Source organism: Streptomyces sp. NPDC025806, assembly GCF_055558275.1.
Window position 1 is genome coordinate 6,498 of record NZ_JBVHMU010000039.1, and the last position, 24,590, is coordinate 31,087.

General features: G+C 72.5%; 26 protein-coding genes and 3 tRNA genes. 24 read left to right on the forward strand and 5 right to left on the reverse strand.

The window, feature by feature from the left end; all coding sequences use genetic code 11:
• Positions 1-792: 792 nt before the first annotated feature.
• The 11 genes from ACZ4E1_RS39475 (at position 793) to ACZ4E1_RS39525 (ending at position 10,862) form a co-directional block, all read left to right on the forward strand.
• On the forward strand, positions 793-1,761 hold the full coding sequence (locus ACZ4E1_RS39475; protein ID WP_467548706.1) for a complex I subunit 1/NuoH family protein: 969 nt from the start codon (positions 793-795) through the stop codon (positions 1,759-1,761).
• Positions 1,761-2,372: a NuoI/complex I 23 kDa subunit family protein gene (locus ACZ4E1_RS39480; RefSeq protein ID WP_467548708.1), complete on the forward strand. Its 612-nt coding sequence runs from the start codon at positions 1,761-1,763 to the stop codon at positions 2,370-2,372. Before ACZ4E1_RS39475 ends, ACZ4E1_RS39480 begins: the two co-directional genes overlap by 1 nt.
• Positions 2,369-2,971, forward strand: a complete 603-nt coding sequence (locus ACZ4E1_RS39485) for an NADH-quinone oxidoreductase subunit J family protein (protein WP_467548710.1) — start codon at positions 2,369-2,371, stop codon at positions 2,969-2,971. The genes ACZ4E1_RS39480 and ACZ4E1_RS39485 overlap by 4 nt, the downstream gene beginning before the upstream one ends.
• Entirely contained in the window at positions 2,971-3,372 is a 402-nt protein-coding gene (gene nuoK / locus ACZ4E1_RS39490; RefSeq protein ID WP_467548712.1) for an NADH-quinone oxidoreductase subunit NuoK, read from the forward strand. Before ACZ4E1_RS39485 ends, nuoK begins: the two co-directional genes overlap by 1 nt.
• Positions 3,369-5,384 carry an NADH-quinone oxidoreductase subunit 5 family protein gene (locus ACZ4E1_RS39495; RefSeq protein ID WP_467548714.1) on the forward strand — a complete coding sequence of 672 codons (2,016 nt, stop codon included), beginning with the start codon at positions 3,369-3,371 and terminating at the stop codon, positions 5,382-5,384. Before nuoK ends, ACZ4E1_RS39495 begins: the two co-directional genes overlap by 4 nt.
• Before the next feature lie 6 nt (positions 5,385-5,390).
• The gene (locus tag ACZ4E1_RS39500; protein WP_467548716.1) at positions 5,391-6,989 is read left to right on the forward strand and encodes a complex I subunit 4 family protein; all 1,599 of its coding nucleotides are present in this window, start codon (positions 5,391-5,393) and stop codon (positions 6,987-6,989) included.
• Positions 6,986-8,521, forward strand: coding sequence for an NADH-quinone oxidoreductase subunit N (locus tag ACZ4E1_RS39505; protein ID WP_467548718.1), 1,536 nt, complete (start codon positions 6,986-6,988; stop codon positions 8,519-8,521). The genes ACZ4E1_RS39500 and ACZ4E1_RS39505 overlap by 4 nt, the downstream gene beginning before the upstream one ends.
• A 70-nt stretch (positions 8,522-8,591) precedes the next feature.
• Positions 8,592-9,050 carry an MscL family protein gene (locus tag ACZ4E1_RS39510; RefSeq protein WP_467548720.1) on the forward strand — a complete coding sequence of 153 codons (459 nt, stop codon included), beginning with the start codon at positions 8,592-8,594 and terminating at the stop codon, positions 9,048-9,050.
• Between the two features lie 198 nt (positions 9,051-9,248).
• A complete protein-coding gene (gene htpX, locus ACZ4E1_RS39515) occupies positions 9,249-10,112 on the forward strand; it encodes a zinc metalloprotease HtpX (protein ID WP_188337416.1) in 864 nt (287 codons plus the stop codon).
• Entirely contained in the window at positions 10,109-10,501 is a 393-nt protein-coding gene (locus tag ACZ4E1_RS39520; RefSeq protein WP_467548723.1) for a YccF domain-containing protein, read from the forward strand. The genes htpX and ACZ4E1_RS39520 overlap by 4 nt, the downstream gene beginning before the upstream one ends.
• 88 nt (positions 10,502-10,589) lie before the next feature.
• Complete coding sequence (locus ACZ4E1_RS39525; protein WP_467548725.1) at positions 10,590-10,862, forward strand: GlsB/YeaQ/YmgE family stress response membrane protein; 273 nt, start codon at positions 10,590-10,592, stop codon at positions 10,860-10,862.
• A gap of 70 nt (positions 10,863-10,932) precedes the next feature.
• Here ACZ4E1_RS39525 and ACZ4E1_RS39530 read toward each other — a convergent pair whose 3' ends face one another.
• Positions 10,933-11,421 (reverse strand): YajQ family cyclic di-GMP-binding protein, encoded by a 489-nt coding sequence (locus ACZ4E1_RS39530; RefSeq protein WP_467548727.1) that lies wholly within the window; start codon positions 11,419-11,421, stop codon positions 10,933-10,935.
• Positions 11,422-11,656: 235 nt separating this feature from the next.
• Here ACZ4E1_RS39530 and ACZ4E1_RS39535 point away from each other — a divergent pair.
• A tRNA-Tyr gene (locus ACZ4E1_RS39535) sits at positions 11,657-11,738 on the forward strand.
• Positions 11,739-11,819: 81 nt separating this feature from the next.
• On the opposite strand, the gene ACZ4E1_RS39540 is transcribed toward ACZ4E1_RS39535, so the two are convergent.
• Positions 11,820-13,121: an MFS transporter gene (locus tag ACZ4E1_RS39540; protein ID WP_467548729.1), complete on the reverse strand. Its 1,302-nt coding sequence runs from the start codon at positions 13,119-13,121 to the stop codon at positions 11,820-11,822.
• A gap of 159 nt (positions 13,122-13,280) precedes the next feature.
• Between ACZ4E1_RS39540 and ACZ4E1_RS39545 the strand changes: the two genes are divergently transcribed.
• Positions 13,281-14,156: a winged helix-turn-helix transcriptional regulator gene (locus ACZ4E1_RS39545; protein WP_467548730.1), complete on the forward strand. Its 876-nt coding sequence runs from the start codon at positions 13,281-13,283 to the stop codon at positions 14,154-14,156.
• 66 nt (positions 14,157-14,222) lie between these two features.
• On the opposite strand, the gene ACZ4E1_RS39550 is transcribed toward ACZ4E1_RS39545, so the two are convergent.
• Entirely contained in the window at positions 14,223-14,948 is a 726-nt protein-coding gene (locus ACZ4E1_RS39550; RefSeq protein WP_467548731.1) for a nucleotidyltransferase domain-containing protein, read from the reverse strand.
• A gap of 138 nt (positions 14,949-15,086) precedes the next feature.
• Between ACZ4E1_RS39550 and ACZ4E1_RS39555 the strand changes: the two genes are divergently transcribed.
• Entirely contained in the window at positions 15,087-15,332 is a 246-nt protein-coding gene (locus ACZ4E1_RS39555; protein ID WP_467548733.1) for a hypothetical protein, read from the forward strand.
• 34 nt (positions 15,333-15,366) lie between these two features.
• Here the strand turns inward: ACZ4E1_RS39555 and ACZ4E1_RS39560 are convergent, their stop codons facing one another.
• Positions 15,367-16,023: an SDR family oxidoreductase gene (locus ACZ4E1_RS39560; protein WP_467548735.1), complete on the reverse strand. Its 657-nt coding sequence runs from the start codon at positions 16,021-16,023 to the stop codon at positions 15,367-15,369.
• Positions 16,024-16,155: 132 nt separating this feature from the next.
• Positions 16,156-17,415 (reverse strand): amidohydrolase family protein, encoded by a 1,260-nt coding sequence (locus ACZ4E1_RS39565; protein WP_467548737.1) that lies wholly within the window; start codon positions 17,413-17,415, stop codon positions 16,156-16,158.
• A gap of 264 nt (positions 17,416-17,679) precedes the next feature.
• Between ACZ4E1_RS39565 and ACZ4E1_RS39570 the strand changes: the two genes are divergently transcribed.
• The 10 genes from ACZ4E1_RS39570 to ACZ4E1_RS39615 all read left to right on the forward strand — a co-directional run bounded on the left by ACZ4E1_RS39570 (position 17,680) and on the right by ACZ4E1_RS39615 (position 24,460).
• Positions 17,680-17,752 (forward strand) — tRNA-Thr (locus tag ACZ4E1_RS39570).
• 33 nt (positions 17,753-17,785) lie between these two features.
• Positions 17,786-17,858 (forward strand) — tRNA-Met (locus tag ACZ4E1_RS39575).
• Positions 17,859-17,947: 89 nt separating this feature from the next.
• A complete protein-coding gene (gene rpmG, locus ACZ4E1_RS39580; RefSeq protein ID WP_003948671.1) occupies positions 17,948-18,112 on the forward strand; it encodes a 50S ribosomal protein L33 in 165 nt (54 codons plus the stop codon).
• A 114-nt stretch (positions 18,113-18,226) separates the two neighbouring features.
• Positions 18,227-18,679: an FAS1-like dehydratase domain-containing protein gene (locus ACZ4E1_RS39585; RefSeq protein WP_467548739.1), complete on the forward strand. Its 453-nt coding sequence runs from the start codon at positions 18,227-18,229 to the stop codon at positions 18,677-18,679.
• 5 nt (positions 18,680-18,684) lie between these two features.
• Positions 18,685-19,113 carry a MaoC family dehydratase gene (locus tag ACZ4E1_RS39590; RefSeq protein WP_467548741.1) on the forward strand — a complete coding sequence of 143 codons (429 nt, stop codon included), beginning with the start codon at positions 18,685-18,687 and terminating at the stop codon, positions 19,111-19,113.
• A 135-nt stretch (positions 19,114-19,248) separates the two neighbouring features.
• The gene (locus ACZ4E1_RS39595; RefSeq protein ID WP_467548743.1) at positions 19,249-19,800 is read left to right on the forward strand and encodes a TetR/AcrR family transcriptional regulator; all 552 of its coding nucleotides are present in this window, start codon (positions 19,249-19,251) and stop codon (positions 19,798-19,800) included.
• A 103-nt stretch (positions 19,801-19,903) separates the two neighbouring features.
• Entirely contained in the window at positions 19,904-21,394 is a 1,491-nt protein-coding gene (locus tag ACZ4E1_RS39600; RefSeq protein ID WP_467548745.1) for a DHA2 family efflux MFS transporter permease subunit, read from the forward strand.
• Positions 21,395-21,447: 53 nt separating this feature from the next.
• Positions 21,448-21,828: a DUF3291 domain-containing protein gene (locus tag ACZ4E1_RS39605; RefSeq protein ID WP_467548747.1), complete on the forward strand. Its 381-nt coding sequence runs from the start codon at positions 21,448-21,450 to the stop codon at positions 21,826-21,828.
• A 68-nt stretch (positions 21,829-21,896) separates the two neighbouring features.
• Positions 21,897-22,952, forward strand: coding sequence for a UDP-N-acetylmuramate dehydrogenase (locus ACZ4E1_RS39610; protein ID WP_467548749.1), 1,056 nt, complete (start codon positions 21,897-21,899; stop codon positions 22,950-22,952).
• Positions 22,953-23,044: 92 nt separating this feature from the next.
• Entirely contained in the window at positions 23,045-24,460 is a 1,416-nt protein-coding gene (locus tag ACZ4E1_RS39615; RefSeq protein WP_467548751.1) for a tetratricopeptide repeat protein, read from the forward strand.
• Positions 24,461-24,590: the final 130 nt, after the last annotated feature.

The following is a 24,590-nucleotide window of genomic DNA, read 5'->3' on the forward strand; positions in this document are numbered from 1 at the left end:
TGCCGCGAGTGCCGGTGCGGAGGGTGGCGAGGCGGCCCCTCGCCCGGCCCGGCGTACGCGTTCGGCGAGCGAGGGTTCGGCGAGCCAGACGGCGGCTCCGGGTGCCGCGAGTGCCGGTGCGGAGGGTGGCGAGGCGGCTCCTCGCCCGGCCCGGCGTACGCGTTCGGCGAGCGAGGGTTCGGCGAGCCAGACGGCGGCTGCGGGTGTCGCGGGTGCCGGTGCGGAGGGTGGCGAGGCGGCCCCTCGCCCGGCCCGACGTGCCCGCTCGGCATCGGAGGGCTCGGCTTCCCAGCGCCCGGCTCCGGCCGAGAGCGCCGAGAGCGACACCCCGGCGCCGGACGCCCCTTCGGCGGACGGCACGCCCAGCGCCGCCGAGCCCGGGACACCGGCACCGGCCCCCGCCAAGGCCCGCCCGAGCGACGCCCCCTGGCACCACGCCCGCCCGGCCTTCGACGAACCGGCGCCCCCGGCGCCTCCGGCCGAGCCGAAAACGCCGAGCGAGCCCGAGCCCGCGCCTGAGCCCGAGCCCGCGCCTGAGCCCGCGCCTGCGCCTGCGGCCGAGCCTGAGCCCGCGCCCGCGCCTGCGGCCGAGCCCGAGCCCGCGCCTGACGCCGAGTCCGCGTCCGAGCCCGCCCCCGTGGCTGAGCCCGAGCCCGATCGGACCCAGGCCGACAGCCCCGAAGACTCTGAAGGCCCCGGGACCCCCGAAGGCCCCGAAGGCCCTGAAGGCCCCGGCACTCCCGACAGCCCCGGCACCCCCGACAACCCCGAGCGCCCCGAAGGAGGTACACGGTGAACGACGCCCTCGACGTAGCCCTGCGGCTCGTCGTCGTCTTCGTGGCCTTCCTCGTGCTCCCCCTGGTCGTGGGCCAGACCGAGCACAAGGTCATGGCCCACATGCAGGGCCGCCTGGGCCCGATGTACGCGGGCGGCTTCCACGGCTGGGCCCAACTGGTCGCCGACGGCGTCAAGTTCGCGCAGAAGGAGGACGTCGTCCCGGCCGCGGCCGACCGCCGCGTCTTCCAGCTCGCCCCCGCCGTCGCCCTGCTCCCGTACCTCCTCGTGCTGCTCGCGATCCCGGTCGGCCCGGCCGACGGCGCGGTCGGCCAGGTCGTCGACGCCGGCATCTTCTTCGTGCTCGCCGTGATGGGCGTCGGCGTGCTCGGCTCGCTCATGGCGGGCTGGGCCAGCGCCAACAAGTTCTCCCTCCTCGGCGGTCTGCGCACCGCCGCCCAGCTCCTCGCGTACGAACTCCCGATGCTGCTCGCCGCGGCCTCGGTCGCGATGGCGGCGGGCACGGTGTCGCTGCCCGGCATCCTCGACGCGTTCGAGTGGTGGTGGCTGCCCTGGCAGATCGTCGGCGCTCTCGTCTTCTTCGTCGCGGGCCTCGCCGAACTGCAGCGCCCGCCCTTCGACATGCCGGTCGCCGACTCCGAGATCATCTTCGGCGCGTACACCGAGTACACGGGCCTGCGCTTCGCCCTGTTCCTGCTCGCCGAGTACGCGGGCATCGTCGTCCTGTGCGGCCTGACCACCGTCCTCTTCCTGGGCGGTTGGCACGGCCCCTGGGGCGCGGACGGGCTCGGCTGGGTCTGGACTCTGCTCAAGACCGCGATCCTGGCCTTCGTCGTGATCTGGCTGCGTGTCACCTACCCCCGCCTGCGTGAGGACCAGCTCCAGAAGCTGTCCTGGACGCTCCTCGTCCCGCTCGCCCTGGCGCAGATCGCGCTCACCGGAATCGTGAAGGTGGCGATCAGCTGATGTCCGCGAAGTTCCCGGGAGCCGGCCTGGCCAAGGGCCTCGCCGTCACCCTGCGCACGATGACGCGCAAGACCGTCACCGAGCAGTACCCGGACGTCCAGCCCGAACTCCCGCCCCGCACGCGCGGCGTGATCGGCCTGTTCGAGGAGAACTGCACGGTCTGCATGCTCTGCGCGCGTGAGTGCCCCGACTGGTGCATCTACATCGACTCCCACAAGGAGACGGTGCCGCCGGCCGCCCCGGGCGGCCGCGAGCGCAGCCGCAACGTCCTCGACCGGTTCGCCATCGACTTCTCCCTCTGCATGTACTGCGGCATCTGCATCGAGGTGTGTCCCTTCGACGCGCTGTTCTGGTCGCCGGAGTTCGAGTACGCGGAGACGGACATCCGCGAGCTCACCCACGAGCGGGACAAGCTCCGCGAGTGGATGTGGACGGTGCCGGCCCCGCCCGCGCTCGACCCGGCCGCCGAGGAGCCCAAGGAGCTCGCGGCGGCCCGCAAGGCGGCCGAGAAACTCGCCGCGGCCCAGGCCGCCGAACAGGCCGCCGAACAGGCCACCCCCGATCAGCCCACCGACGGACCCACCGACGGACCCGGAAAGGAGCCCGCATGATCACCGCAGCCGCGATCGCCTCCGCCGCGACCGGCACCCCGCACGGGTTCCTGTCCCCGACCGGCGTCGAGGTCGCGTTCCTGCTCGTCGGCCTGGTCACCTTCGGCGCCGCGATCGTCACCGTCACCACGAAGCAGCTCGTGCACGCGGCCCTGTGGCTGATCGTGACCCTGGGCGGGCTCGCCGTCGAGTACCTCCTGCTCACCGCCGAGTTCATCGCGTGGGTGCAGGTCCTCATCTACGTCGGTTCCGTCGTCGTCCTCCTCCTGTTCGGACTGATGCTGACGCGGGCGCCCATCGGCCGCTCGCCGGACGCGGACGGCCCGAACCGCCCCGTCGCCCTGGGCGTCGCGCTCGTCTCCGCCGCCGCCCTGGTCTGGGTGGTCGTCGACGCCTTCCGCGCGACGTGGATCGACCTCGACACCGTGCAGGGCGACACGGCCGTGACCGGCTCGATCCTGTTCCGGCACTGGGTGCTGCCCTTCGAGGCGCTCTCCGTCCTGCTGCTCGCCGCCCTCGTCGGCGCGATCGTCCTGTCCCGCAGGAAGAACGCGACTGAGCGGGCCACCACCCCCGCCGCACGGGAGGGCAACCGCTGATGCACCTCGCCTATCCCGCCGTCCTGGCGTCCCTCCTCTTCTGCACGGGCCTGTACGGCGTACTCGCCCGCCGCAACGCGATCCTGGTCCTGATGTCCGTCGAGCTGATGCTCAACGCCGTCAACCTCAACCTCGTCGCCTTCGACGTCTGGCTCCGCGACACCCTGCACGCCGGCCAGGCGCTCACCCTGTTCACCATCGCCGTGGCCGCCGCCGAGATCGGCATCGGCCTCGCGATCGTCCTGGCCGTGTACCGGGCCCGCGGCACCTCGGACATCGACCGCCTCCGCGACTCCGCCGAGCCGCGCGACCCGGACGACGAACCCGACGCCCCCGGAGCCGCCGCGGCCACCGCGGACGCGCCGGGCGCCGCCGACGAGAAGGCCGAGGCCACCGCGTGACCACCACGACCCTCGCCGTCCTCGTCCCCCTCCTGCCGTTCCTCGGCGCCGCCGCCGGACTGCTGCTCGGCCGCACGGCCCCCGGCTTCGTCCGCCCCCTGGCCGTGCTGCCGACCGTGGCCGCCCTGGTCCTGGCCGTGCTCGTCGCCGTCCGGCAGGGCGGCGGCACCGGCAACCACACCCCGGCCCTCGACGCGCACACCGAGCTCACCCCGACCGGCTCCGTGCCGATCGAACTCGCCCTGCACATCGACGGCTTCGCCGCCCTCGTCGCCGTCCTGGTCACGCTCGTCGCGACCTGCGTCCAGCTGTACTCGACCGGCTACCTGCGCGACGACCCGCGCTACCCCTCGTACGCCGCGCTGGTCTCCCTGTTCACCTCCGCGATGCTCCTGGTCGTCTACACCGGCGACCTGATGGTGCTGCTCGTCGGCTGGGAAGTCATGGGCATCTGCTCGTACTTCCTCGTCGGCCACTACTGGGAGACCCCCGAGGCGCGCGCCGCCTCCCTGAAGGCCTTCCTGGTCACGAAGCTCGGTGACGTCCCCTTCCTGATCGGCCTGTTCGCGCTCGCCGCGGACGCCGGCTCGTTCCGGATCACGACGATCCTGGGCCAGGTCACGAGTGCGGGCGGCCTCGACCACCCGACCCTGATCGCCCTGCTGCTCCTCGCCGGTGTGGCGGGCAAGTCCGCGCAGTTCCCGCTGCACACCTGGCTGCCCGACGCGATGGCGGGCCCCACGCCCGTCTCCGCGCTCATCCACGCCGCGACGATGGTCGCCGCCGGTGTCTACTTCGTCGCCCGTCTCCTCCCGGTCTTCGCCGCCTCACAGGCAGCGCTGATCGTGCTGGCCGTCATGGCCGCCGTGACCATGGCCGGCTCCGCCCTCGCAGCGCTCGCCCAGGACGACATCAAGCGCGTCCTCGCGTACTCGACGGTCGGTCAGCTCGGCTACATGACCGGCGCCCTCGCCGTCGGCGACCGCGGCGCCGCCGTCTTCCACCTCCTGTCCCACGGCGCCTTCAAGGCGCTCCTGTTCCTCGCGGCGGGCGTGATCATCCACGCCGCCGGCACCAACTCCCTGGCCGCCATGTCCCGTATGGGCGGCCTGCGCGACCGCGTGCCCGACGCGTTCTGGACGATGACCGTGGCGCTGCTCGCGCTCGCCGCGATCCCGCCCTTCAGCGGCTTCTTCTCCAAGGAGGCCGTCCTCGGCGCCGCCGAGCACACCGCCACCGGACACGAGAACGGCGTCCCGGCCGCCGCCGGCTGGATCGTCCTGATCGCCGGCCTGGTCACCGCCCTGCTCACCGCCGCCTACGCGACCCGCCTGTGGCTGCTCGCCTTCAACGGACGCGGCGCCCCCGCCCCCGAACACGGCCGACAGCCGGTCGTCATGAACCTCGTGCTGTGGGTCCTCGCGATCCCCTCCCTCGCGTTCGGCCTCGCCACCGCGGTGCTGCCCGACTGGTTCGACGGCCGCTCGCTCGCCCCGACCCTGACGACCTCGGTGCTCGGTACCGGCGTCGCCCTGGTCGGCGGCCTGGTCACGTACGCGGCCTGGCGGCACACCACCGCCCTCGCCGCCCGCCCGCCGCTCGGCGCCGTCGCGATCGACACCGAGACCGGCGACGGCGGCCTCGTCGAGGCGGAGGCCATCGCGAGCCACGCCCCGGCCTACGGCGACATCGCCGCGGCCCCCGACCCGTCCGACCCCGGCCGGCTCCTGCTGGGCCCGCTGCACCGCCACGCGGCCACCGGCTTCCACCTGGACGCCGTGTACACCGCCCTCTTCGTCCGTCCCGTCCGAGCCGCGGCCTCCCTGGTCGCGTTCCTCGACCGGGCCGTCGTCGACACCTACGTGCGCGCAGCGGCCGAGACCCCCAAGGCACTCGGCTGGGCCGTGCGCCGCGCCCAGACCGGCAACGTGCAGACCTACCTCAGCGCCCTGCTCGCAGGCACCGTCGTCCTGGTGGTCGCCGTCGTCCTCGTCGCCACCGCCGGAGCGTGAGCAGCCGTGATCGATATCAGCGAATCCGTGATGCAGCTTCTTCTCGCACTGATCGTCGTCGGCCCGCTCCTCGGCGCCGTCGCCGCTCTTCTCCCGGCCCCGCCCGGGCTGAAGGGGAAGTCCCCCGACCAGGCCGTGCTCCGCCACGGCGTGACCGTGACCGGCGTGATCCTTCTCGCCGCGATCGTCCTCGCGCTCGGCTTCGACCACGACCATCCGTCGAAGATGCAGGCCACGACGGACATCAGCTGGATCCCGGCGCTCGACATCCGGATCCACCTCGGCGTCGACGGCATCTCCCTCCCCCTTCTGGTGCTCACGGCGCTGCTCACGTTCCTGTGCGCGCTGTACTCCTACTTCAAACAGCAACATCAGCGGCTGACGCCGCGGGCTTCCGGGCCCTCCCCGAAGGCCTTCGTCGCGCTCGTCCTCGTTCTGGAATCGGGCACGCTGGCGACCTTCGCGGTGCTCGACCTGATCCTGTTCTTCCTCGCGTTCGAGATGGTCCTCATCCCGATGTACTTCCTCATCGCCCGCTGGGGCGGTGCCGGACGGCAGGCGGCCGCCTGGAAGTTCATCCTCTTCACCCTGCTCGGCTCGGTCGTGATGCTCCTCGGTCTCCTCCTCATCGGTGTGACGGCGGGCACATTCGACATGGTGGCACTCGCCACTGACAACGGCCGGGGCCTGAGCACGTCCGTGCAGGTCATCGCCGTTCTGGCGATCGGGATCGGGCTCGCCGTGAAGACCCCGATGTGGCCGCTGCACAGCTGGCTCCCGGACGCCCACACCGCTGCCCCGACCGTCGGCTCGGTCCTCCTGGCCGGTGTCCTGCTGAAGATGGGCACGTACGGGTTCGTCCGGATCCTGCTGCCCGTCGCGCCCGACGGGATGCGGACCTTCGCGCCGTACCTCGCCGCGCTCGCCGTCATCGGCATCGTCTACGGATCCCTGGCCTGCCTGAACCTGGCCAAGCAGGGCGTGCGGGGCGACCTCAAGCGCCTCATCGCGTACTCCTCCGTCGGCCACATGGGCTTCGTCCTGCTCGGCATCGCGTCGATGACCCCGACCGGCGTGAACGGCGCCCTGTTCGCCAACATCGCCCACGGCCTCATCACCGGCCTCCTGTTCTTCCTCGTCGGCGCGCTCAAGGACCGGGCCGGCACCAGCGACCTCGACACCCTCGCCGAGCAGGGCGGCATGGCCCTCTACGGCCGGGCCCCGCGCCTCGGCGGCCTCCTCGCGTTCGCCGCCGTCGCCTCGCTCGGACTGCCCGGACTCGCCGGATTCTGGGGCGAGATGCTTGCCCTGTTCGGCGCCTTCGAACCGGCCGACGGGCTCAGCCGCCCCGCGTTCCTCGTGTTCATGTCGATCGCCGCTTTCGGCACCCTGCTCACCGCCGCGTACATGCTGATCGTGGTCCGCCGCGTCTGCATGGGCCCGCGCGAGCACGAGACCCCGGCCCTCGCCGACGTGCACGGCTACGAGTTCGCCGCCTGGACCCCGCTCGCCGCCCTCACCGTCCTCGCGGGCCTGTGGCCCGCCGCGCTGCTCGGCCTCACCGACCCGGCCGTGCAGAAGCTCCTCGCTGGAGGCCTCAAGTGACCGCCGTCGCCGCGCCCTCCGTGGCCTCTCTCGTCCAGTCCGTCGACTGGCTCGCGATCGCGCCGCCCACGCTCACGGCGATCGTCGGCCTGATCGTGCTGGTCGCCGACCTGTTCGTCGCCGAGCGCCACAAGCGGGTCCTCGGCTGGATCTCCGTCGCCGGGCTCGCCGCCGCAGCGCTCACGCTCCTGCCGATCCTCGGGGACGACCGCTCCACGTTCTGCCTCAAGGGCACGGGCTACGACGCCTGTAGTTACACGGCCGACCGGTTCACCCTGGTCGTCCAGTTCCTCGTCCTCGCGGGCGCCCTCGTCACGGCCCTGCTGTCGATCAACACCCTGAAGGACGCGCGGAAGGCCGACGAGCCGCTGCCCGACGGCGAGTTCTGGTTCCTGCTGCTGTCCTCCGCAGCCGGCGCCGCCCTGCTGCCCGCCTCCCGCGACCTCGCCACCCTCGTCGTCGCCCTGGAAGTGGCCTCGCTGCCCGCCTTCGCCCTCGTGGGCCTGAGGCGCGGCGAGCGCCGCTCCGCCGACGCGGCCCTGAAGTTCTTCCTCTCCTCCGTCACGGCGACCGCCGTCACCCTGCTCGGCGTCAGCTTCGTCTACGCGAGCACCGGCAGCCTGCACCTCACGCGGATCGCCACCCAACTCACCCACGTCGACGGGCAGCTCGACACGCTCGCCCAGGCGGGCGTCGCGCTCACCCTCGTGGGCTTCGCCTTCAAGACCGCCGCCGTACCGTTCCACTTCTGGGTGCCCGACACCTACGTAGGCGCACCGCTGCCGGTCGCCGCCTACCTGTCGGTCATCGGCAAGGCCGTCGGCTTCACCGGCCTCATCCTCGTCACCGTCGTCGCGTTCCCCTCGTACGCCGACGTATGGGGACCGGCCCTCGCCGCGCTGGCCGCCCTCACCATGACGGTCGGCAACGTCGCCGCCCTGCGCCAGCAGGCCACGCGCGCGTACAGCGCCGTCCGCCTGCTCGCCTGGTCGTCCGTCGGCCAGGCCGGCTACCTCCTGGTGCCGATCGCCGCGGCCGCCTACTCCGACGACCCCCAGAAGTCGATCGGCTCCACGCTCGCCTACGCGCTCATGTACGCGGCCGTGAACCTCGGCGCGTTCGCCGTGGCCGCCCTCGTGGCCCGCACCCGGCCCCTGAACCGCCTCTCGGACTACCGCGGCCTGTACGCCTCGCGCCCGCTCGCCGCGCTCGTCCTGGGCTTCTTCCTGCTGTGCCTGGCCGGACTGCCGCCGGGCGTCATCGGCCTCTTCGCGAAGGTCACCGTCTTCTCGGCGGCCGTCGACGCCGGCCTCGGCTGGCTCGCCGTCGTGATGGCCGTGAACGTCGTTGTGGCGCTCTACTACTACCTCCAGTGGACCGCGGCCCTCTTCCGCGCCCCCGAGGGCGAGACGGCCCCGCACCGCGGCTCGGCCCCGCTGACCGCCGCGATCGCCGTCACCGCCGTGATCGGCGTCGCCCTCTCCGGAGCGCCCCAGCTGGTCCTGCGTTTTGCTTCGACGGGCCTGTTCTAGGCACCCTCGTAGAGGCACGCCTTCCTTCTGTGCCGCACACCCCCGAAACGCCACATCAAGGAGAGACGCCGTGCTGACCGGCTTCAAGGACTTCATCCTCCGCGGGAACATCGTGTCGATGGCCATCGGCCTCGCCGTCGGTGCCGCCTTCACGGCCGTGGTCACCGGCTTCAGTACGGCGTTCATCGCGCCGCTCATCGGCCTCGCCACCCGCTCGACCGGCGACTTCGACAAGGCGCACTTCGTCGTCGACGGCACCGAGTTCCCGTACGGCAAGTTCGTGAGCTCCGCCATCGCCTTCCTGATCACCGCGGCGGTGCTCTACTTCCTGGTCGTCGTCCCGATGATGAAGCTCCAGGCCCGCATGGACCGCGGCAAGCCCGTCGACATCAAGGCCGCCCTGCGCGACTGCCCGCGCTGCTACAGCCAGATCCCCGGCGTCGCCACCCGCTGCGCGCACTGCACCAGCGAGATCAAGGCCGACCCCCAGGCGCTCGAGCTCGCCGGCCTGGTCCCCGAGCAGCGCTGACCCGTACGGCCCACACGCGTCCCCGGCGCGCACAAGGGAACTCACCCCTCTCGTCTGGCGTTGACCGGTACGGGAGGGTCCACTGGACCGTGACAGGCACGACAGGCACGACAGGGCCGCACCGACCCGCGGGCCCAGTGGAAGCAGCAGACAAGCAAGCAGTGGGTTCCCCTGCCGCACCATTCAGGAGGACGTACCGTGCACCGCCGGCACAACGGGCTGAGGACCGCCGTACTCCTCGGGGGGCTCTCCGCCCTCATCCTCGTCATCGGCAGCTTCTTCGGCCGGACGGGACTCATCGTCGGACTCGTCGTGGCGATCGGGACCAACGCGTACGCGTACTGGAACAGCGACAAGCTGGCCCTGCGCGCGATGCGGGCCCGCCCCGTCAGCGAGTTCGAGGCCCCCGGGCTCTACCGGATGGTCCGTGAACTCTCCACCCAGGCCCGCCAGCCCATGCCGCGCCTGTACATCTCCCCGACCGAGGCGCCGAACGCGTTCGCGACCGGCCGCAATCCGAGGAACGCGGCGGTGTGCTGCACGGAGGGGATCCTGCGCATCCTGGACGAGCGGGAGCTGCGCGGCGTCATCGGCCACGAGCTCAGCCATGTCTACAACCGGGACATCCTGATCTCGTCGGTGGCCGGCGCCCTCGCCTCCGTGATCATGTTCCTGGTGAACTTCGCGTGGCTCATCCCCGTGGGCCGCTCGAACGACGACGACGGCCCCGGCCTCCTCGGGATGCTCCTGATCATGATCCTGGGCCCGATCGCCGCGTCCCTCATCCAGCTCGCCATCAGCCGCTCGCGCGAGTACGAGGCCGACGCCTCGGGCGCCCAGCTGACCGGCGACCCGCTGGCCCTGGCCAGTGCGCTGCGCAAGCTCGACGCCGGCACCAAGCAGCTGCCGCTGCCGCCCGAGCCGCGCATCGAGACGGCGAGCCACATGATGATCGCGAATCCCTTCCGTCCCGGGCAGGGAATGTCGAAGATGTTCTCCACGCACCCGCCGATGGCGGAGCGCATCGCCCGACTCGAGCAGATGGCAGGTCCACAGCGGTGAAGACGATTCTGAACGTGATCTGGCTGGTCCTGAGCGGCTTCTGGCTGTTCCTCGGCTACCTGGGCGCCGGACTCCTCCTGTGCATCACGATCATCGGCATCCCCTTCGGCCTGGCCGCCTTCAGAATCGGCGTCTACGCCCTGTGGCCCTTCGGGTACACGACGGTGGAGCGGCGCGACGCCGGCGCCCCCTCGTGCGTCGGGAACGTGCTGTGGCTGGTCCTCGCGGGCTGGTGGCTGGCGCTCGCGCACATCTTCACGGGCCTCGCCCTGTGCATCACGATCATCGGCATCCCGTTCGGCATCGCCAACTTCAAGATGATCCCGGTGTCGTTGATGCCTCTGGGCCGCGAGATCGTCCGCACGGACATGCCGTTCGCGTCCCGCTGATCCGCAACCGCGGAGGGGGTTTTCCACGTCCTTCTGGGCAGGAGTGAACAGGCAGTTCACACCGCACACCAGAGGGGCGTCACACGGCATGGGCATCATCGGTTGGATCGTTCTGGGTCTGCTCGCGGGTCTCGCGGCGAAGATCCTGCTCCCCGGCCGCGACCCGGGCGGCCTCGTCGGCACGACGCTGATCGGCGTCGCGGGATCCTTCATCGGCGGCTGGATATCGGCCCGCTGGCTGGACCGGCCGATCTCCACGGAGTTCTTCGACACCGCGACCTGGGTCTCCGCGATCGGCGGCGCCCTCGTCCTGCTGATCGCCTACCGCATCGTCTTCGGCGACTCGCGCGCCCGCCGCTGAGCCACACGCGTAGGGGCGGTACGCCTCAGGTGAGGTGTACCGCCCCTACGCGTGCTCATGGACCCGGTGCCTACCGGTAGTTCACGAACTGAATGGCGAAGTCGAAGTCCTGGCCCTTGAGCAGCGCCTGCACGGCCTGGAGGTCGTCACGGCTCTTGGAGCTGACCCGCAGCTCCTCGCCCTGCACCTGCGCCTTGACGCCCTTGGGGCCCTCGTCGCGGATGATCTTGGCGACCTTCTTGGCGTTCTCCTGGGAGATGCCCTCCTCGATGGAGGCGAAGATCTTGTACTCCTTGCCGGACAGCTGCGGCTCACCGGCGTCGAGCGACTTCAGGGAGATGCCGCGCTTGATCAGCTTGGACTGGAAGACGTCGAGGATGGCCTTGACCCGCTCCTCGGAGTTGGCCTCCATCAGGATCTTCTCGCCGGACCAGGAGATGGACGCGCCCACGTTCTTGAAGTCGTAGCGCTGCGAGATTTCCTTGCCGGCCTGGTTGAGGGCGTTGTCGACCTCCTGCCGCTCGACCTTCGAGACGATGTCGAAACTGGAGTCGGCCATGTCCTGTGGCTCCTTGTATCGGGGTATCGGGGAACTGATCGGCGACGGGACCGGGGATCCGGCCGCGCTCCGGTCGGGGCGCGCACCACGGCTCCGCGCCGGTACAAAGCCTAGCCACCGCCCCGGGTGCGACCGACGATCAATCGGGTGGCGAAGCACCCCCGTACATCAGGTATTGTTTACGTCGTTGCCAGGGAGCACCGCCGAAAAGCGGGGCCCACGGCAGCGAACCCAAGGCGGTGTGCCCGAGCGGCCAAAGGGAGCAGACTGTAAATCTGCCGGCTCAGCCTTCCCAGGTTCGAATCCTGGCGCCGCCACAGGTTGGGTGAAGCCCCCTCCGGATTCCGGAGGGGGCTTCTTCATGTCCGGGGCCCGGGCGGGCCCCGGACGGGGTCGGATCAGACCAGGTCGCGGTGGCGGCCCACCGGGCTGGCGAGCAGGTAGAGGCCGGGGAGCAGGGCCGCCGCACAGACCGCCCACAGGGCCGCGTGCGTGCCCGCCAGCGTGGCGAGGAGGCCCGCGGTGAGGGCGCCGAGCGGCAGGGCGCCCCAGGAGACGAAGCGGACCGTGGCCATGACCCGGGAGAGCAGCTCGGGCGGCGACTGGGTCTGGCGGTAGGTGCGGGTGGTGATGGAGCCGATCGCGCTGCCGAAGGAGAAACCCGCCATGGCGAGCCCGAACCAGAAGGCGGTGGACGCCGACGTGGTCAGCGGGGCGAGGAGCAGCAGCGCGCCGCCCGCCAGGTCGGCCACGATGACGCCGCGCGCGGTGCCCAGGCGCCGGGTCACCCGTACGGCGACCGCGGAGCCGGCGAGCGCGCCGACGCCGTCCATGGCGAGGACCAGGCCGAGCTGGGCGGAGTTGAGCCCGGCCTCGCGCACCAGGTAGAGCGGGGTGAGCGCGAGCAGGGCCGCGTTGAGGAAGTTCGCGGCCGTCGCCCAGAACATGCAGGGGCCCATGACCGGGTGCCGCAGCACGTACCGCAGGCCCTCGCGCATCAGACGCAGCGCGCTCGCGCCCGGCGGCGGGGCGACGGGCCTGCGCTCGGGCAGGGTGCGCAGCAGGACGGCCGAGGCCAGGTAGCTGCCGGCGTCCACGACGAGCGCCCCGACCGGGCCCGTGGCCTGCACGAGAAGGCCGCCGATGGACGGGCCGCCGGTGTCGGTGACGGCGTGGGTGCCGGACATCAGGCTGTTGCGCGCGGCGAGCTGCTCGGTGGGGACGACGGCGGGCAGGAACGTCGAGTTGCCGATGTCGAACAGCACGGTCGCCGCGCCCGTGACCAGCGCCGCGCCCAGCAGGTGCGCGTACGTGAGGTGGCCGAGCCACCAGGTGAGCGGCAGCGATCCGAGCGCGGTGAACCGTACGAGGTCGAGGGCGACCTGGAGGCGGCGCAGCGGGACCCGCTGGGCGATGACGCCCGCCGGGAGGCTGAGCAGCAGCCAGGAGACCTGTCCGGCGGCGGCCAGCAGTGCCGCCTCGAACGCCGAGACGTGCAGCACGGTGAGCGCGACCAGGGGCAGTGCGAGCGCGGTGACGGCGGTGCCGCCGTTGCTGATGGTGGCGGCGGCCCAGTAGCGCCAGAAGACGCCCGACGAGGAGGAGGCCGGGGGAGCCGGCGGGGTTGTCGTCGGGGCCGGGCTCGGGGCCTCGGCCCGGCCCTCCGGCTTCGTGGCTTGCTCGGTCTTCGCCTCGCTCATGCGGTGCATCCCCCCGTGGGTTCACTGGCACGTGTGTGAGTTCCTTTTCGGAACTCACTCGATAGGGTTAGTTCCTATCGGGAACTCACTGCATGGCGCAAGATGGTTCCGGCGAGCGGGACGCGAGCGTCACGGACGAGGGAAGGGTGAGCGGGAGTCATGGTCAGGTCCGTGCCCGAGCGGGACGCCGCCTGCGCGATCGCGCAGGCCGCCGCGGTCGTCGGCGACTGGTGGAGCCTGCTCCTGGTCCGCGAGACCGCCCGCGGGCACCACCGCTTCGACGCCCTCCAGGAGGAGTTGGGCATCTCCCGCAAGGTCCTCGCCGAGCGCCTCGCCCACCTCGTCGACGCCGACGTCCTGGAGAAGATCCCCTATCAGAGCGGTCCCGTCCGCTACGAGTACCGGCTGACCGACAGCGGACGCGGCCTGCTGCCCGTCCTGCTGTCGATGCAGGACTGGGCCGACCGCTGGGTCTTCGGCGACGGTTCGCTCAGCGGCACCGCCGACGAGGAGAGCGAACAGGCGCGTCGCGTCGCGTCCTTGGTGGGGGAGGCGCTGCCCCGCCTCGAACTGCCGGGCCACCGCGACGGCGCCCCGCTCGACCCGGTCGCGCCCGACGCCGCGGCCACGGTCCTGTTCTGCTACCCCGCGACCGGCCGCCCGAGCCCGCTCCCGGACGGCTGGGGCGACATCCCCGGCACGGTCGGCTGCACCCTGGAGAACCGCCTCTTCCGGGACCGCCACGAGGCGTTCCGCGCGGCCGGGGCCGAGGTGCGCGGCGTGAGCACCCAACGCCCGGACGAGCAGCGGGTGTTCGCCGTGGAGGAGGGCATCCCGTTCACCCTCCTGTCGGACGTCGACCTGCGCCTCGCGGCGGCCCTGCGTCTGCCCGTGTTCCGCGCCGGTCAGGCCCTGCGCCTCAAGCGCGCCGTCCTCGTCGTGGACCGCGACCGCGCCGTCCGCCACGCCCGCTTCCCGGTCACCGACATCCCGGCGGCGGTCGACGAGGCCCTCACGGTCGTACGGGGCCTCTGACGGCCGTACGGGCCTCTGACGGGCTCGGCGCCGCCCCTGGGGGTCTCTACGCGGCCCCTGGGAGCCTCAGCGCCGCCCCTCCACGTACCCCTCCCGCAGCTCCCCGCCGACCAGTTCGAGCACCGCCCGCACCGCTGCGGCCAACGGACCCGGGTCACCCGTCTCGGCGACCGCGCGGTGCCCCGCGAGCAGCGCCCCGCCGTGCTCCGGGTCCGCCGCGAGCAGCCGGCGCGGCAGCCAACGCCCGATCCCCGTCCAGGCGTTCTGCCACGCGGTCAGCAGATGGGCCGCCTCCCGCAGCGCGGCGTCGGCGACCGCCAGCTGCTCGGAGCGGGCCTCGCGCGGAGTGTCGTACAGGTCGTCGAGCCAGCAGGTCAGCACATAGCGGGAGCGCTCGCGCTGCGCCTCGGAGAGCGGCAGCGGGCCCGCCGCGAGGACCTGGCCGGCACGTTCCCTCATCCGGGCGACCTCGCCGTGCGGATCGGCCAGCACGACGCCCTCGTCGTAGAGGAACAGCACGGTCCCGCGCCGCACGGCCCGGTCCTCCTCGAAAAACCGCTCCAGGTCCGGGCCCGCGTGCAGGAACAGTTCCGCGAGCCGCCCCTCGTGGCGGATCACCTCGCGCCGCGCCGGCGCGCCGTCGGGCAGCAGGACCGCCACGTCCAGATCGCTGGTCCCGCGCGCCGTGCCCCGGGCCGCGGACCCGCCGAGCACGGCGCCCCGCGCCCCCGGAAACCGGTCGGCCACGAGACTGCGCGCCTGCTCGGTCAGTGCCTTCACGAGATCGTCCATGCGACACGGGTCTACCGGCGCGGGACCGGCCGGGTCCAGCGGTTTGCACCCCGCCGCGCCCGGGGTCGTCAGTCCCGCCGCGCGCCCCGTCGCGCACTCCGGCGTGTGCCCGCGCCGATCACGACGCAGACTGAACCCATGCCGACCATGCCGACCACGTCCTCCCTGCCCTCCGTGTCCCGCCGCCGCAGCTGCCCCGAGTGCCGCCGTGACATCGCCGTCGTCGGCGGCCGGTTCGCGCGTCACGACCCGCCCGGCGCGCGCGAGGCGGGCGAGCTCGTCTCCTGCCCGGGATCACGCCGCCCGGCCCAACTGGGCGCCGTCCAGGACACGCTCGACGGCTACGCGGTCCCGCACGTGCCGGGGCAGCTGCCGCTGTTCTGAGAGGGCGTCAGCCACTCCGTGCAGGGGGCTCGGGTCAGTTCCCCGCGACCGACTTCACGGCCACCGTGACCGGCGTCGAACCCGACACCAGCTCCAGGGTCAGCCCCGCCGTGGCGGTCGACTCCACGAGCTCCGCGAGGACCGCCGCCACGTCGTCGCGCGGCACCGGCCCACGCCCCGTGGACGCCTCCAGACGGACCAGCCCCTTGCCGGCGTCGTCCGTGAGCTGCCCGGGCCGCAGGATCGTCCAGTCCAGGCCCGTACGGCGGCGCACGTCGTCGTCCGCCGCGCCCTTCGCCCGCAGGTACACGTCGAAGACGTCGTCGCCCTTGTGGGCCGCGTCCGCGCCCATGGACGACACCACGACGTACCGGCGCACCTTGGCCCGCTCCGCCGCGTCGGCGAACAGCACGGCCGCGTCCCGGTCCACCGTGTCCTTGCGGGCGGCGCCGCTGCCCGAGCCCGCGCCCGCCGCGAAGACGGCCGCGTCCGCGCCCTGCAGATGCGCCGCGACCTCCTCGACGGACGCCGACTCCAGATCGCACAGGACGGGCTCCGCGCCCGCCTCCCGCAGATCGTCGCCCTGCTCGGGCCTGCGGATGATGCCCGCCACCTCGTCCCCGCGCGCGGAGAGCAGCCGCTCGAGCCGCAGCGCGATCTGACCATGTCCACCTGCGATGACAATGCGCATGTCTTCGACCGTACGCCGGGTGCGGGAGGTTGACCGCGCAACCATGTGGGCGGCGCGCGGGCCGGATTTCTCCGGTCCGCCGCGTCCCGGACGGTGACGGACCGTCACTCGCCCCACCGGAGCCATCGGCCGCTACGCGGGCCCGCCGCCCCCGTAGTTGGCGGCCCGCCCCTGGCGCGGCAGATCGAGGGCGACCGCCGCCGCCGAGTCGCAGTATTCGCGCACCGCACTCGTCCGGGCCACCACCCGGCCCCGGTGGATCACGAGCCGGCTGTACGCGAGCGACAGCGCCCCCGCCAGCCCGTCCCCCCGCACCGCGAGCAGCTCCGCAGGGAAGCCGGCCTCCACGCGCACCTCGGGCAGCCCGAGCGCGGCCCTGGCCGCCGAACTCACCCCCTCGTACGCCTCCTCGGGGCGCAGCCCGTACCGGGAGGCGAGCAGGTACGCGGCCTCCAGGGGGTCGCCCCGGCCCACCGGGTTCGACACGTCGCGCAGCGCCCCGCTGCCGGCCGCCACCCGCACCCCGGCCGCCCGCAGCAGCCGCACCGGAGCGACCCCGCGCCCGTCCACCCCGGCGCAGCCGCCCTGTGGCAGGCACGTCACGGTGACGCCGGCCGCCGCGAGCCGGTCCGCTGCCCGCCGGGCCGCCTCCCCGGGCAGCCGCGCGAGCCCGCCGAGCGGGCCGACCGTGACGCCGGTGCGCAGCCCGCCGGCCGCCGCCGCGAGCCGTTCGAGCCGGGCCGGATCGGCGCCCTCCGTGTGCAGGTCGACCGGGCAGCCGTGCTCCGCGGCGACCTCCAGGACCGCCTCCACGTAGCCGGTCGGGTCGGGGTCCAGATCGGGGCAGCCGCCCACCACGGAGGCGCCCATCTTGAGCGCGTCGCGCACCATGGCGAGGCCGTTGGCGCCGGCGATCCCGGTGAGCAGCCGCGGCATCGCCACCGCCCGCAGATCGGCGAGCCCGACCAGTGACCGCCGCGCCTGGAGCACCGCCTCCATGGAGCCGAGCCCCTCCATGTCGCCGAGCCGCACATGGGAGCGCACCGCCGTGGCCCCGTGCCCGAGTTGGAGCAGCGTCGCCTCCGTGGCCCGGCGCTGCACCTCCTCCGGGTCGTGCGAGACGGGCCCCTCGCCGTCCGCGGACAGCGCGGTGTCGCTGTGGGCGTGCGGCTCCGCGGGGGCGGGCAGCAGCAGGTAGCCGGAGAGATCCACGCGCGCGCCGCGCGCGATGAGGCTGCCGGCCGTCCCGACCGCCTCGATGCGTCCGCCGCCCAGCCGTACGTCCACGCTCCTGCCGTCGGTGAGCCGGGCGCCGCACAGGAGCAGCCCGGAGCTTTCGGGCGCGACGTCGGGGGAACCGGGCGAGGGCGGTTGCTGGGGGCTGTCGGGCATCACGCTCCAGGGGCTCGTCGAGGGGCTCGTGGCGCGGACCGGCGGCGCGCGGGGGCGCACAGCAAGATCACGCGGAGAGGGCCGACTCTAGGGCGGCCGCGGGCGCGCTTCGGGGAACGCGGCAAAAGTCGTACTGATGGGGTCCGAGGGGCCCGGTGGGGCGCGCGGGACCGGGCCGGGAGGCGGCCGGGCTCTTCCCGTGCGGGGGGTCGGCGAAACGGATTTGGGCGATCGGCGCGCAACCGTGTAATGTCTTCCTCGCTCGCCCCAATAGCTCAGTCGGTAGAGCGTCTCCATGGTAAGGAGAAGGTCTGCGGTTCGATTCCGCATTGGGGCTCTGGTACCACCTCGTTCGCAAGGTGAGTATCAAAGCGGTGTAGCTCAGTCGGTAGAGCAAGCGGCTCATAATCGCTGTGTCACCGGTTCAAGTCCGGTCACCGCTACTGACAGTAGCCGATTGTAGGGTCGGTCCTTCGATCGGCTACTCTTCTATGCGTTCAACCATCTATCCCGTCCGTCAAGGAGCACTCACGTGGCTGCCACCGACGTCCGCCCGAAGATCACGCTGGCCTGCGTGGAGTGCAAGGAGCGGAACTACATCACCAAGAAGAACCGGCGTAACAACCCGGACCGTCTTGAGATGAAGAAGCACTGCCCGCGTTGCAACGCGCACACCGCGCACCGCGAAACGCGATAAATCAGGCTCGCACACGAGGCCGTCCCCTCCTGAGGGGGCGGCCTCGTGTCGTTTCACCGGCCTGCGTCCACCCAGGCCCTTCATCCGTCGTTACACCCAGGAGGTACCGAGTCCATGGCGCTCGACCAGTCCTTCGTGGGGCGGACCTACCCGCCCACCGCCCCGTACGAGGTCGGCCGGGAGAAGATCCGCGAGTTCGCGGAGGCCGTGGGGGACACGAACCCCGCCTACGTGGACCGCGAGGCCGCGCAGGCGCTCGGTCACGCCGACGTGATCGCCCCGCCGACTTTTGTGTTCGCCATCACGTTCAAGGCGGCCGGTGAGGTCGTCCACGACCCGGAGCTGGGGCTCGACTACAGCCGCGTCGTGCACGGCGACCAGAAGTTCGCCTACACGCGCCCCGTGCGCGCCGGCGACCGGCTGACCGTCACCTCCACCATCGAGGGCATCAAGTCCCTCGCGGGCAACGACATCGTGGACGTCCGCGGCGAGGTCCACGACGAGACCGGCGAGCACGTCGTGACCGCCTGGACCAAGCTCGTCTCGCGCGCCGCAGAGGAGGCCTGATCGCCATGGCGACGACCGTCAAGTACGCCGACGTCGAGGTCGGCACCGAACTCCCCGCGCAGACGTTCCCCGTGACGCGCGCCACGCTCGTCCAGTACGCGGGCGCCTCCGGCGACTTCAACCCGATCCACTGGAACGAGAAGTTCGCGGTCGAGGTCGGCCTGCCGGACGTGATCGCGCACGGCATGTTCACCATGGCTGAGGCGATCCGTGTGGTCACCGACTGGACCGGCGACCCGGCGGCCGTCGTCGAGTACGGCGTGCGCTTCACCAAGCCGGTCGTCGTGCCCAACGACGACAAGGGTGCCGAGATCCAGGTCAGCGCCAAGGTCGCGGTCAAGCTCGACGACAACCGGGTGCGCGTCGACCTCCTCGCCACCAGCGCGGGCCAGAAGGTCCTCGGGATGTCGCGCGCGGTCGTCCAGCTCGTCTGACCTGCGGCTTCGCGTCCCCGTAGACGCAGGTAAGGGGCACTCTCCATGGGGGAGTGCCCCTTACGCGTACCCGGAAGCGTCCCGGTTCCCCGGAAGCCGTTGACTTGGGTAGTGATTGGCCACTAACTTTGAGACATGGCAAGGATGAGTGCGGAGGAGCGGCGCGAGAGCGTCGTGCGTGCGGCGATGAGCGAGTTCGCCCGCGGCGGCTACAACGGCACGTCCACCGAGGTGATCGCCAAGCGGGTGGGCGTCTCGCAGCCGTATCTCTTCCGCCTCTTCCCCGGGAAGCGGGCGATGTTCCTCGCGGCCGCGATGCGCTGCTGCGAGCGGACGATCGAGGTGTTCCGGGCGTCGTCCGAGGGTCTGGAGGGTGAAGCCGCCCACCAGGCCATGGGGGAGGCGTACCGGGCGCTGATCGCCGAGGACCCGGACGTCCTGCTCATGCAGATGCAGATGTACGTGGCCGTGGCCGCCTCCGAGGCCTCGGGGGACCGGGAGTTCGGTGACGCGCTGCGGGCCGGCTGGATGGAGATGTACGACACGGCCCGGCTGGCGCTGGGTGCGGACCTCGGCGAGACGACCGAGTTCCTCGCCTACGGAATGCTGATCAACGTGCTGGTGTCGCTGGGATTCGAGCCCGACCATCGGGTCTGGGCCGGATTCGGTGACTCTCAGTGCATCTAGGGGCGCTTCTGTTCCCGGGAGGGCGGAGGAAATACATGAAGGCGCATTCTCATGACCGTAGAAGTTAGTCATCAATAACTAACCAGAAAGCGCAGGGGGAAGCATGTCTCAGGGAACGCACGCACCGGAGAAGGAAACACCGAGCCGCGCGGGAGCCGTCTGGGCTCTCGTCATCACCAGCGTCGCCGGATTCATGGCGGCCCTCGACAACCTCGTCGTCACCACCGCTCTGCCGTCCATCCGGGCGGACCTCGGCGGCGCTCTGGACGACCTCGAATGGACGGTCAGCGCCTACACGCTCACCTTCGCCGTCCTCCTCATGACCGGCGCGGCCCTCGGCGACCGGTTCGGCCGCCGCCGGCTCTTCCTCGTCGGCCTCACCGTCTTCACCGGCGCCTCCGCCGCCGCGGCCCTGGCCCCCGGCATCGACTCCCTGATCGCCGCCCGCGCGGTCCAGGGCATCGGCGCCGCCATCATGATGCCGCTCACCCTGACCCTGCTCACGGCCGCCGTGCCCGCCGCCAAGCGCGGCATGGTGTACGGGATCTGGGGCGCCGTCAACGGCCTCGCCGTGGCCTCCGGGCCGCTCATCGGCGGCAGCCTCACCGAGCACGTCTCCTGGCACTGGATCTTCTGGCTGAACGTGCCGCTGGGCCTCGCCCTGCTGCCGCTCGCCCGGCTGCGCCTCGCCGAGTCCCACGGAACCGGCGCCCCGCTCGACCTCGTCGGCACCCTGCTCGCCAGCGGCGGCCTCTTCGGCATCGTCTACGGACTCGTGCGCGCCCCCGTCGTCGGCTGGACCGACACCCTCGTCCTGACCGGGCTCTTCGCGGGAACGGCACTGCTCTGCGCCTTCGTCCGGCACGGCATCAGCAGCAGGAACCCCATGCTCCCCATGCGGCTCTTCCGCTCCCGCGCCTTCTCGGGCATCAACGCCGCGAGCCTGCTGATGTTCCTCGGGATGTTCGGCTCGATCTTCCTGCTCAGCCAGTTCATGCAGGGCGTCCTCGGCTACTCGCCGACCCAGGCGGGCCTGCGGATGCTGCCCTGGACCGGCATGCCGATGCTCGTCGCCCCCGTCGCCGGGATCCTCTCCGACCGCATCGGCGGCCGCCCGGTCGTCGCCGCCGGCCTCTTCCTCCAGGCCGTCGGACTCGGCTGGTTCGCCTCCGTCGCCACCGTCGACGTCTCGTACGCGGCCCAGCTGCCCGCCCTGATCGTCAGCGGCGTCGGCATGGCCCTGTACTTCGCCCCCGCCGCCAACCTGGTCATGTCCAGCGTCCAGCAGGACGAGCAGGGCATCGCCTCCGGCGCCAACAACGCGCTGCGCGAAGTCGGCGGAGCGCTCGGCATCGCCGTCATGTCCTCGATCTTCTCGGCGCAGGGCGGCTACGACTCCGCGCAGCACTTCGTGGACGGCATCGAACCCGCGCTGTGGGTCGGCGCGGCGGTCGTCGCCCTGGCCGGTGTCGCCGCCCTGTGCATCCCGAAGGCATCGCGCACTACACCCGTAGTCCAGGACGGCAAGGACGGCAAGGACGGCAAGGACGGCAAGGACGGCCAGGAAGCGGACCGCTTCCTGGAGAAGGTCTGACCGGCCCGACCCCCGTCATCGGCCCCTGTACAGAGAACGAGAAGGAGCACGTCATGCCGACCCTCCCCTGGACCGTTCCGAACACGCCGCCCACGCGCGCGGAGGCCACCGTCTTCGCCTCCCGCTTCGAGACCCGCACCCTGTGGGGCGCCCTGAAGTTCTTCCTCCGCACGCCGAGGATCTGGCGCCAGGTGAGCCGCGCGCCCGGCGCGTACGGCGCCACCCTGAAGGCGAAGCCCCTTCAGCGCACCTTCTGGACGCTGTCCGTCTGGGAGTCACCCCAGGCGCTCAAGGACTTCGCCGCCTCCGCTCCGCACCGGCCGCTCGCCGACGGGCTCCGCGACCAGATGAAGGACTCCGAGTTCCTCACCTGGAAGGCGAGCACCGACGAACTCCCGCTCTCCTGGAAGGACGTCCTGCCGAGGTTCCGATGACCGGCTCGGCATCCCCGGGCGACACGGCCCCGTCCACGCGGCGGGGCCGTTCTCGTACCCTTGGGCGCGTGCAGGAACTCCACGACGCCCCCCTCGCCCCCCTGACCACCTTCAGGCTCGGCGGGCCCGCCACCCGGCTGATCACCGCGACGACCGACGCCGAGGTGGTCGACGCCGTGCGCGCGGCCGACGCCGCGGGCACCCCGCTGCTGATCGTCGGCGGCGGCAGCAACCTCGTCATCGGCGACCAGGGCTTCGCGGGCACCGCCCTGCGCATCGCCACCCAGGGCTTCTCCCTGGACGGCACCCGCCTGGAGCTCGCCGCCGGCGAGGTGTGGACCGACGCCGTCGCCCGCACCGTCGAGGCCGGCCTCGCGGGCATCGAGTGCCTCGCCGGCATCCCCGGCTCCGCGGGCGCGACGCCGATCCAGAACGTGGGGGCGTACGGCCAGGAGGTCTCCTCCACGATCACCGAGGTCGTCGCCTACGACCGCGCCGCGGGCGAGACCGTCGTGATCCCGAACGCGGAGTGCGCCTTCTCGTACCGGCACAGCCGCTTCAAGGCCGAACCGGACCGCTACGTGGTCCTGCGCGTCCGCTTCGAGCTGGAGGACGCGGGCGGCATGAGCGCCCCGATCAAGTACCCCGAGACCGCCCGCACCCTCGGTGTCGAGGCCGGTGACCGCGTCCCGGCCGCCACCGCGCGCGAGACCGTCCTGAAGCTGCGCGCCGGCAAGGGCATGGTGCTCGACCCGGAGGACCACGACACGTGGTCGGCCGGCTCGTTCTTCACCAACCCGATCCTCACCGACCCCGAGTTCGCCGCCTTCCACGCGCGCGTGGCGGACCGGCTCGGGCCGGACGCCAAGGCGCCCGCGTTCCCCGCCGGCGAGGGCCTGACCAAGACCTCCGCGGCCTGGCTGATCGACAAGGCGGGCTTCACCAAGGGCTACGGCACCGGCCCCGCCCGCATCTCCACCAAGCACACCCTCGCCCTCACCAACCGCGGCGAGGCCACCACCGAGGACCTCCTCGCGCTCGCCCGCGAGGTCGTCGCCGGCGTCCACGAGGCGTTCGGCGTGACCCTGGTCAATGAGCCGGTGACGGTCGGCGTGCGCCTCTGAGCTGGTCCTCTCCCATTGACCGCAGGGAAGGTCGCCCCCGATAGTGACGGCGTCGAGACACTCGGCACGCACATCAGGGGTGGGGACCACAGATGCAGGAGAACAGCGGGCAGTCCGTGCTGCCCGCACACGAGCGCGCCGAGCTGCTGCTGCGCGCGGGGGAGCTGAGACAGGCGCGGGAGACCGCGCGGGCGGGCCTCGACCAGGAGGGGCCGCACGCCGGTCTCTACCTCGTCCTGGGCCGCGCGCACGCCGCCGAGGACGAGGACGACCACGACACGGAGGCCGAGCTGGCCTACCGCGCGGGGCTCGACGCCTTCCCCGACGACCTCGACCTGCTCGCCGCGTACGCCGAGTTCGGCCTCGCCGGCGACGTCATGGACCAGCCCGGCCGCCGCGCCCGGGGGCAGCGGGCCGCCGACCGCCTGCACGAGCTCGCCCCGGATTCCCCGCAGGCCGGGCGGCTGGCGGCCACCGAGCAGGCGGGCGCGGGCACCGCCGCCGCCCGCCGCGGCCCGTCGCCCGCGCACATCCAGCGCCAGGACGCCCGCGAGGCACTGAACAGCGGCGTCGCACTGCACGTCGCCGCCACGCAGACGGCGGAGGCCGCCGCCGCGTGGCCGCACGACGCGCGGCTCGCCGTCCGTGCCGAGACGCTCCGCGTGCTGGCCGGCCGCCGCGCCTGGCTCGCCCGCCGAATCGTGCGCGCCCCCTACGACGCCACCCTGGTGCTCGCGCTCCTGGTGGGCGGCTGGCTCCTCGCCGTGCCCGCGCTCGGGCTGCCGGGGTACTGGTGCGCGTGCGGGCTGATCCTCACCGCCCCGTTCCGCCACACACGGGCCCTGCTGAACGGCGCCTGGCGACGGGCGCACCAGCGGCTGCCCGTGGAGTCCGCGGAGCCGGCCCCCGGAGCGCCCGCGCTGCCCCCGCCCACCCGCCGCGACCGCGCCCTGCTGGCGCTCGCCCTGGTGGTGGCCGTGGGGGCGTCGGGCGGCTCGTTCGCGTGGCAGTACGCGCGGGCGAGCCAGTACCCCCACTACGTGGCGGCCGTTCCGGAGTCCTTCCGGGGCATGCCGGCGGCACCGGACGAGCTGGGCGGTGTCATGTCGGACCTGCTGGACGACATCGATCCGCCGCCCGGCGGCGAAGCGTTCTCCTCCGCCTACAAGGACGAGGAGTCCGGCGACCTGCTGATCCTGACCGGGGCCGTCGGCGACCTGCGCGAGGGCGCCGACGCCGACCTGGAGGCGCAGTTGCGCAGGGGCTACGAGGCGAACGGCCTCTCGGTGGCGGACTCGCTGAGCGCGGACCCCGGCGCCCTGGGCGGGCAGCTGGCCTGCGTCGCCTACTCGTACGGGGCGGGCGGCGAGACCGACCTGTGCCAGTGGACCGACCGGGGCAGTTACGGCACGGTGATGGCACACGCGACGGACCTGGACCGGCTGGCCGGAATCACGCGCGACCTGCGCGAGGCCACCCTGAGCCCCCGGCCCCGGGGGACCGTCTAGGGCGCGAAAGTCCCGCCCGCTCCGCGGCGCCCGCCCTAGGGCGTGTGTCGAAAGTCCCGCCTGCCCCGCGGCGCCCGGCACGCACGCTCGCGGCGTTGCCGAAACGACCTGATAGCTCCGCTATGAGGAC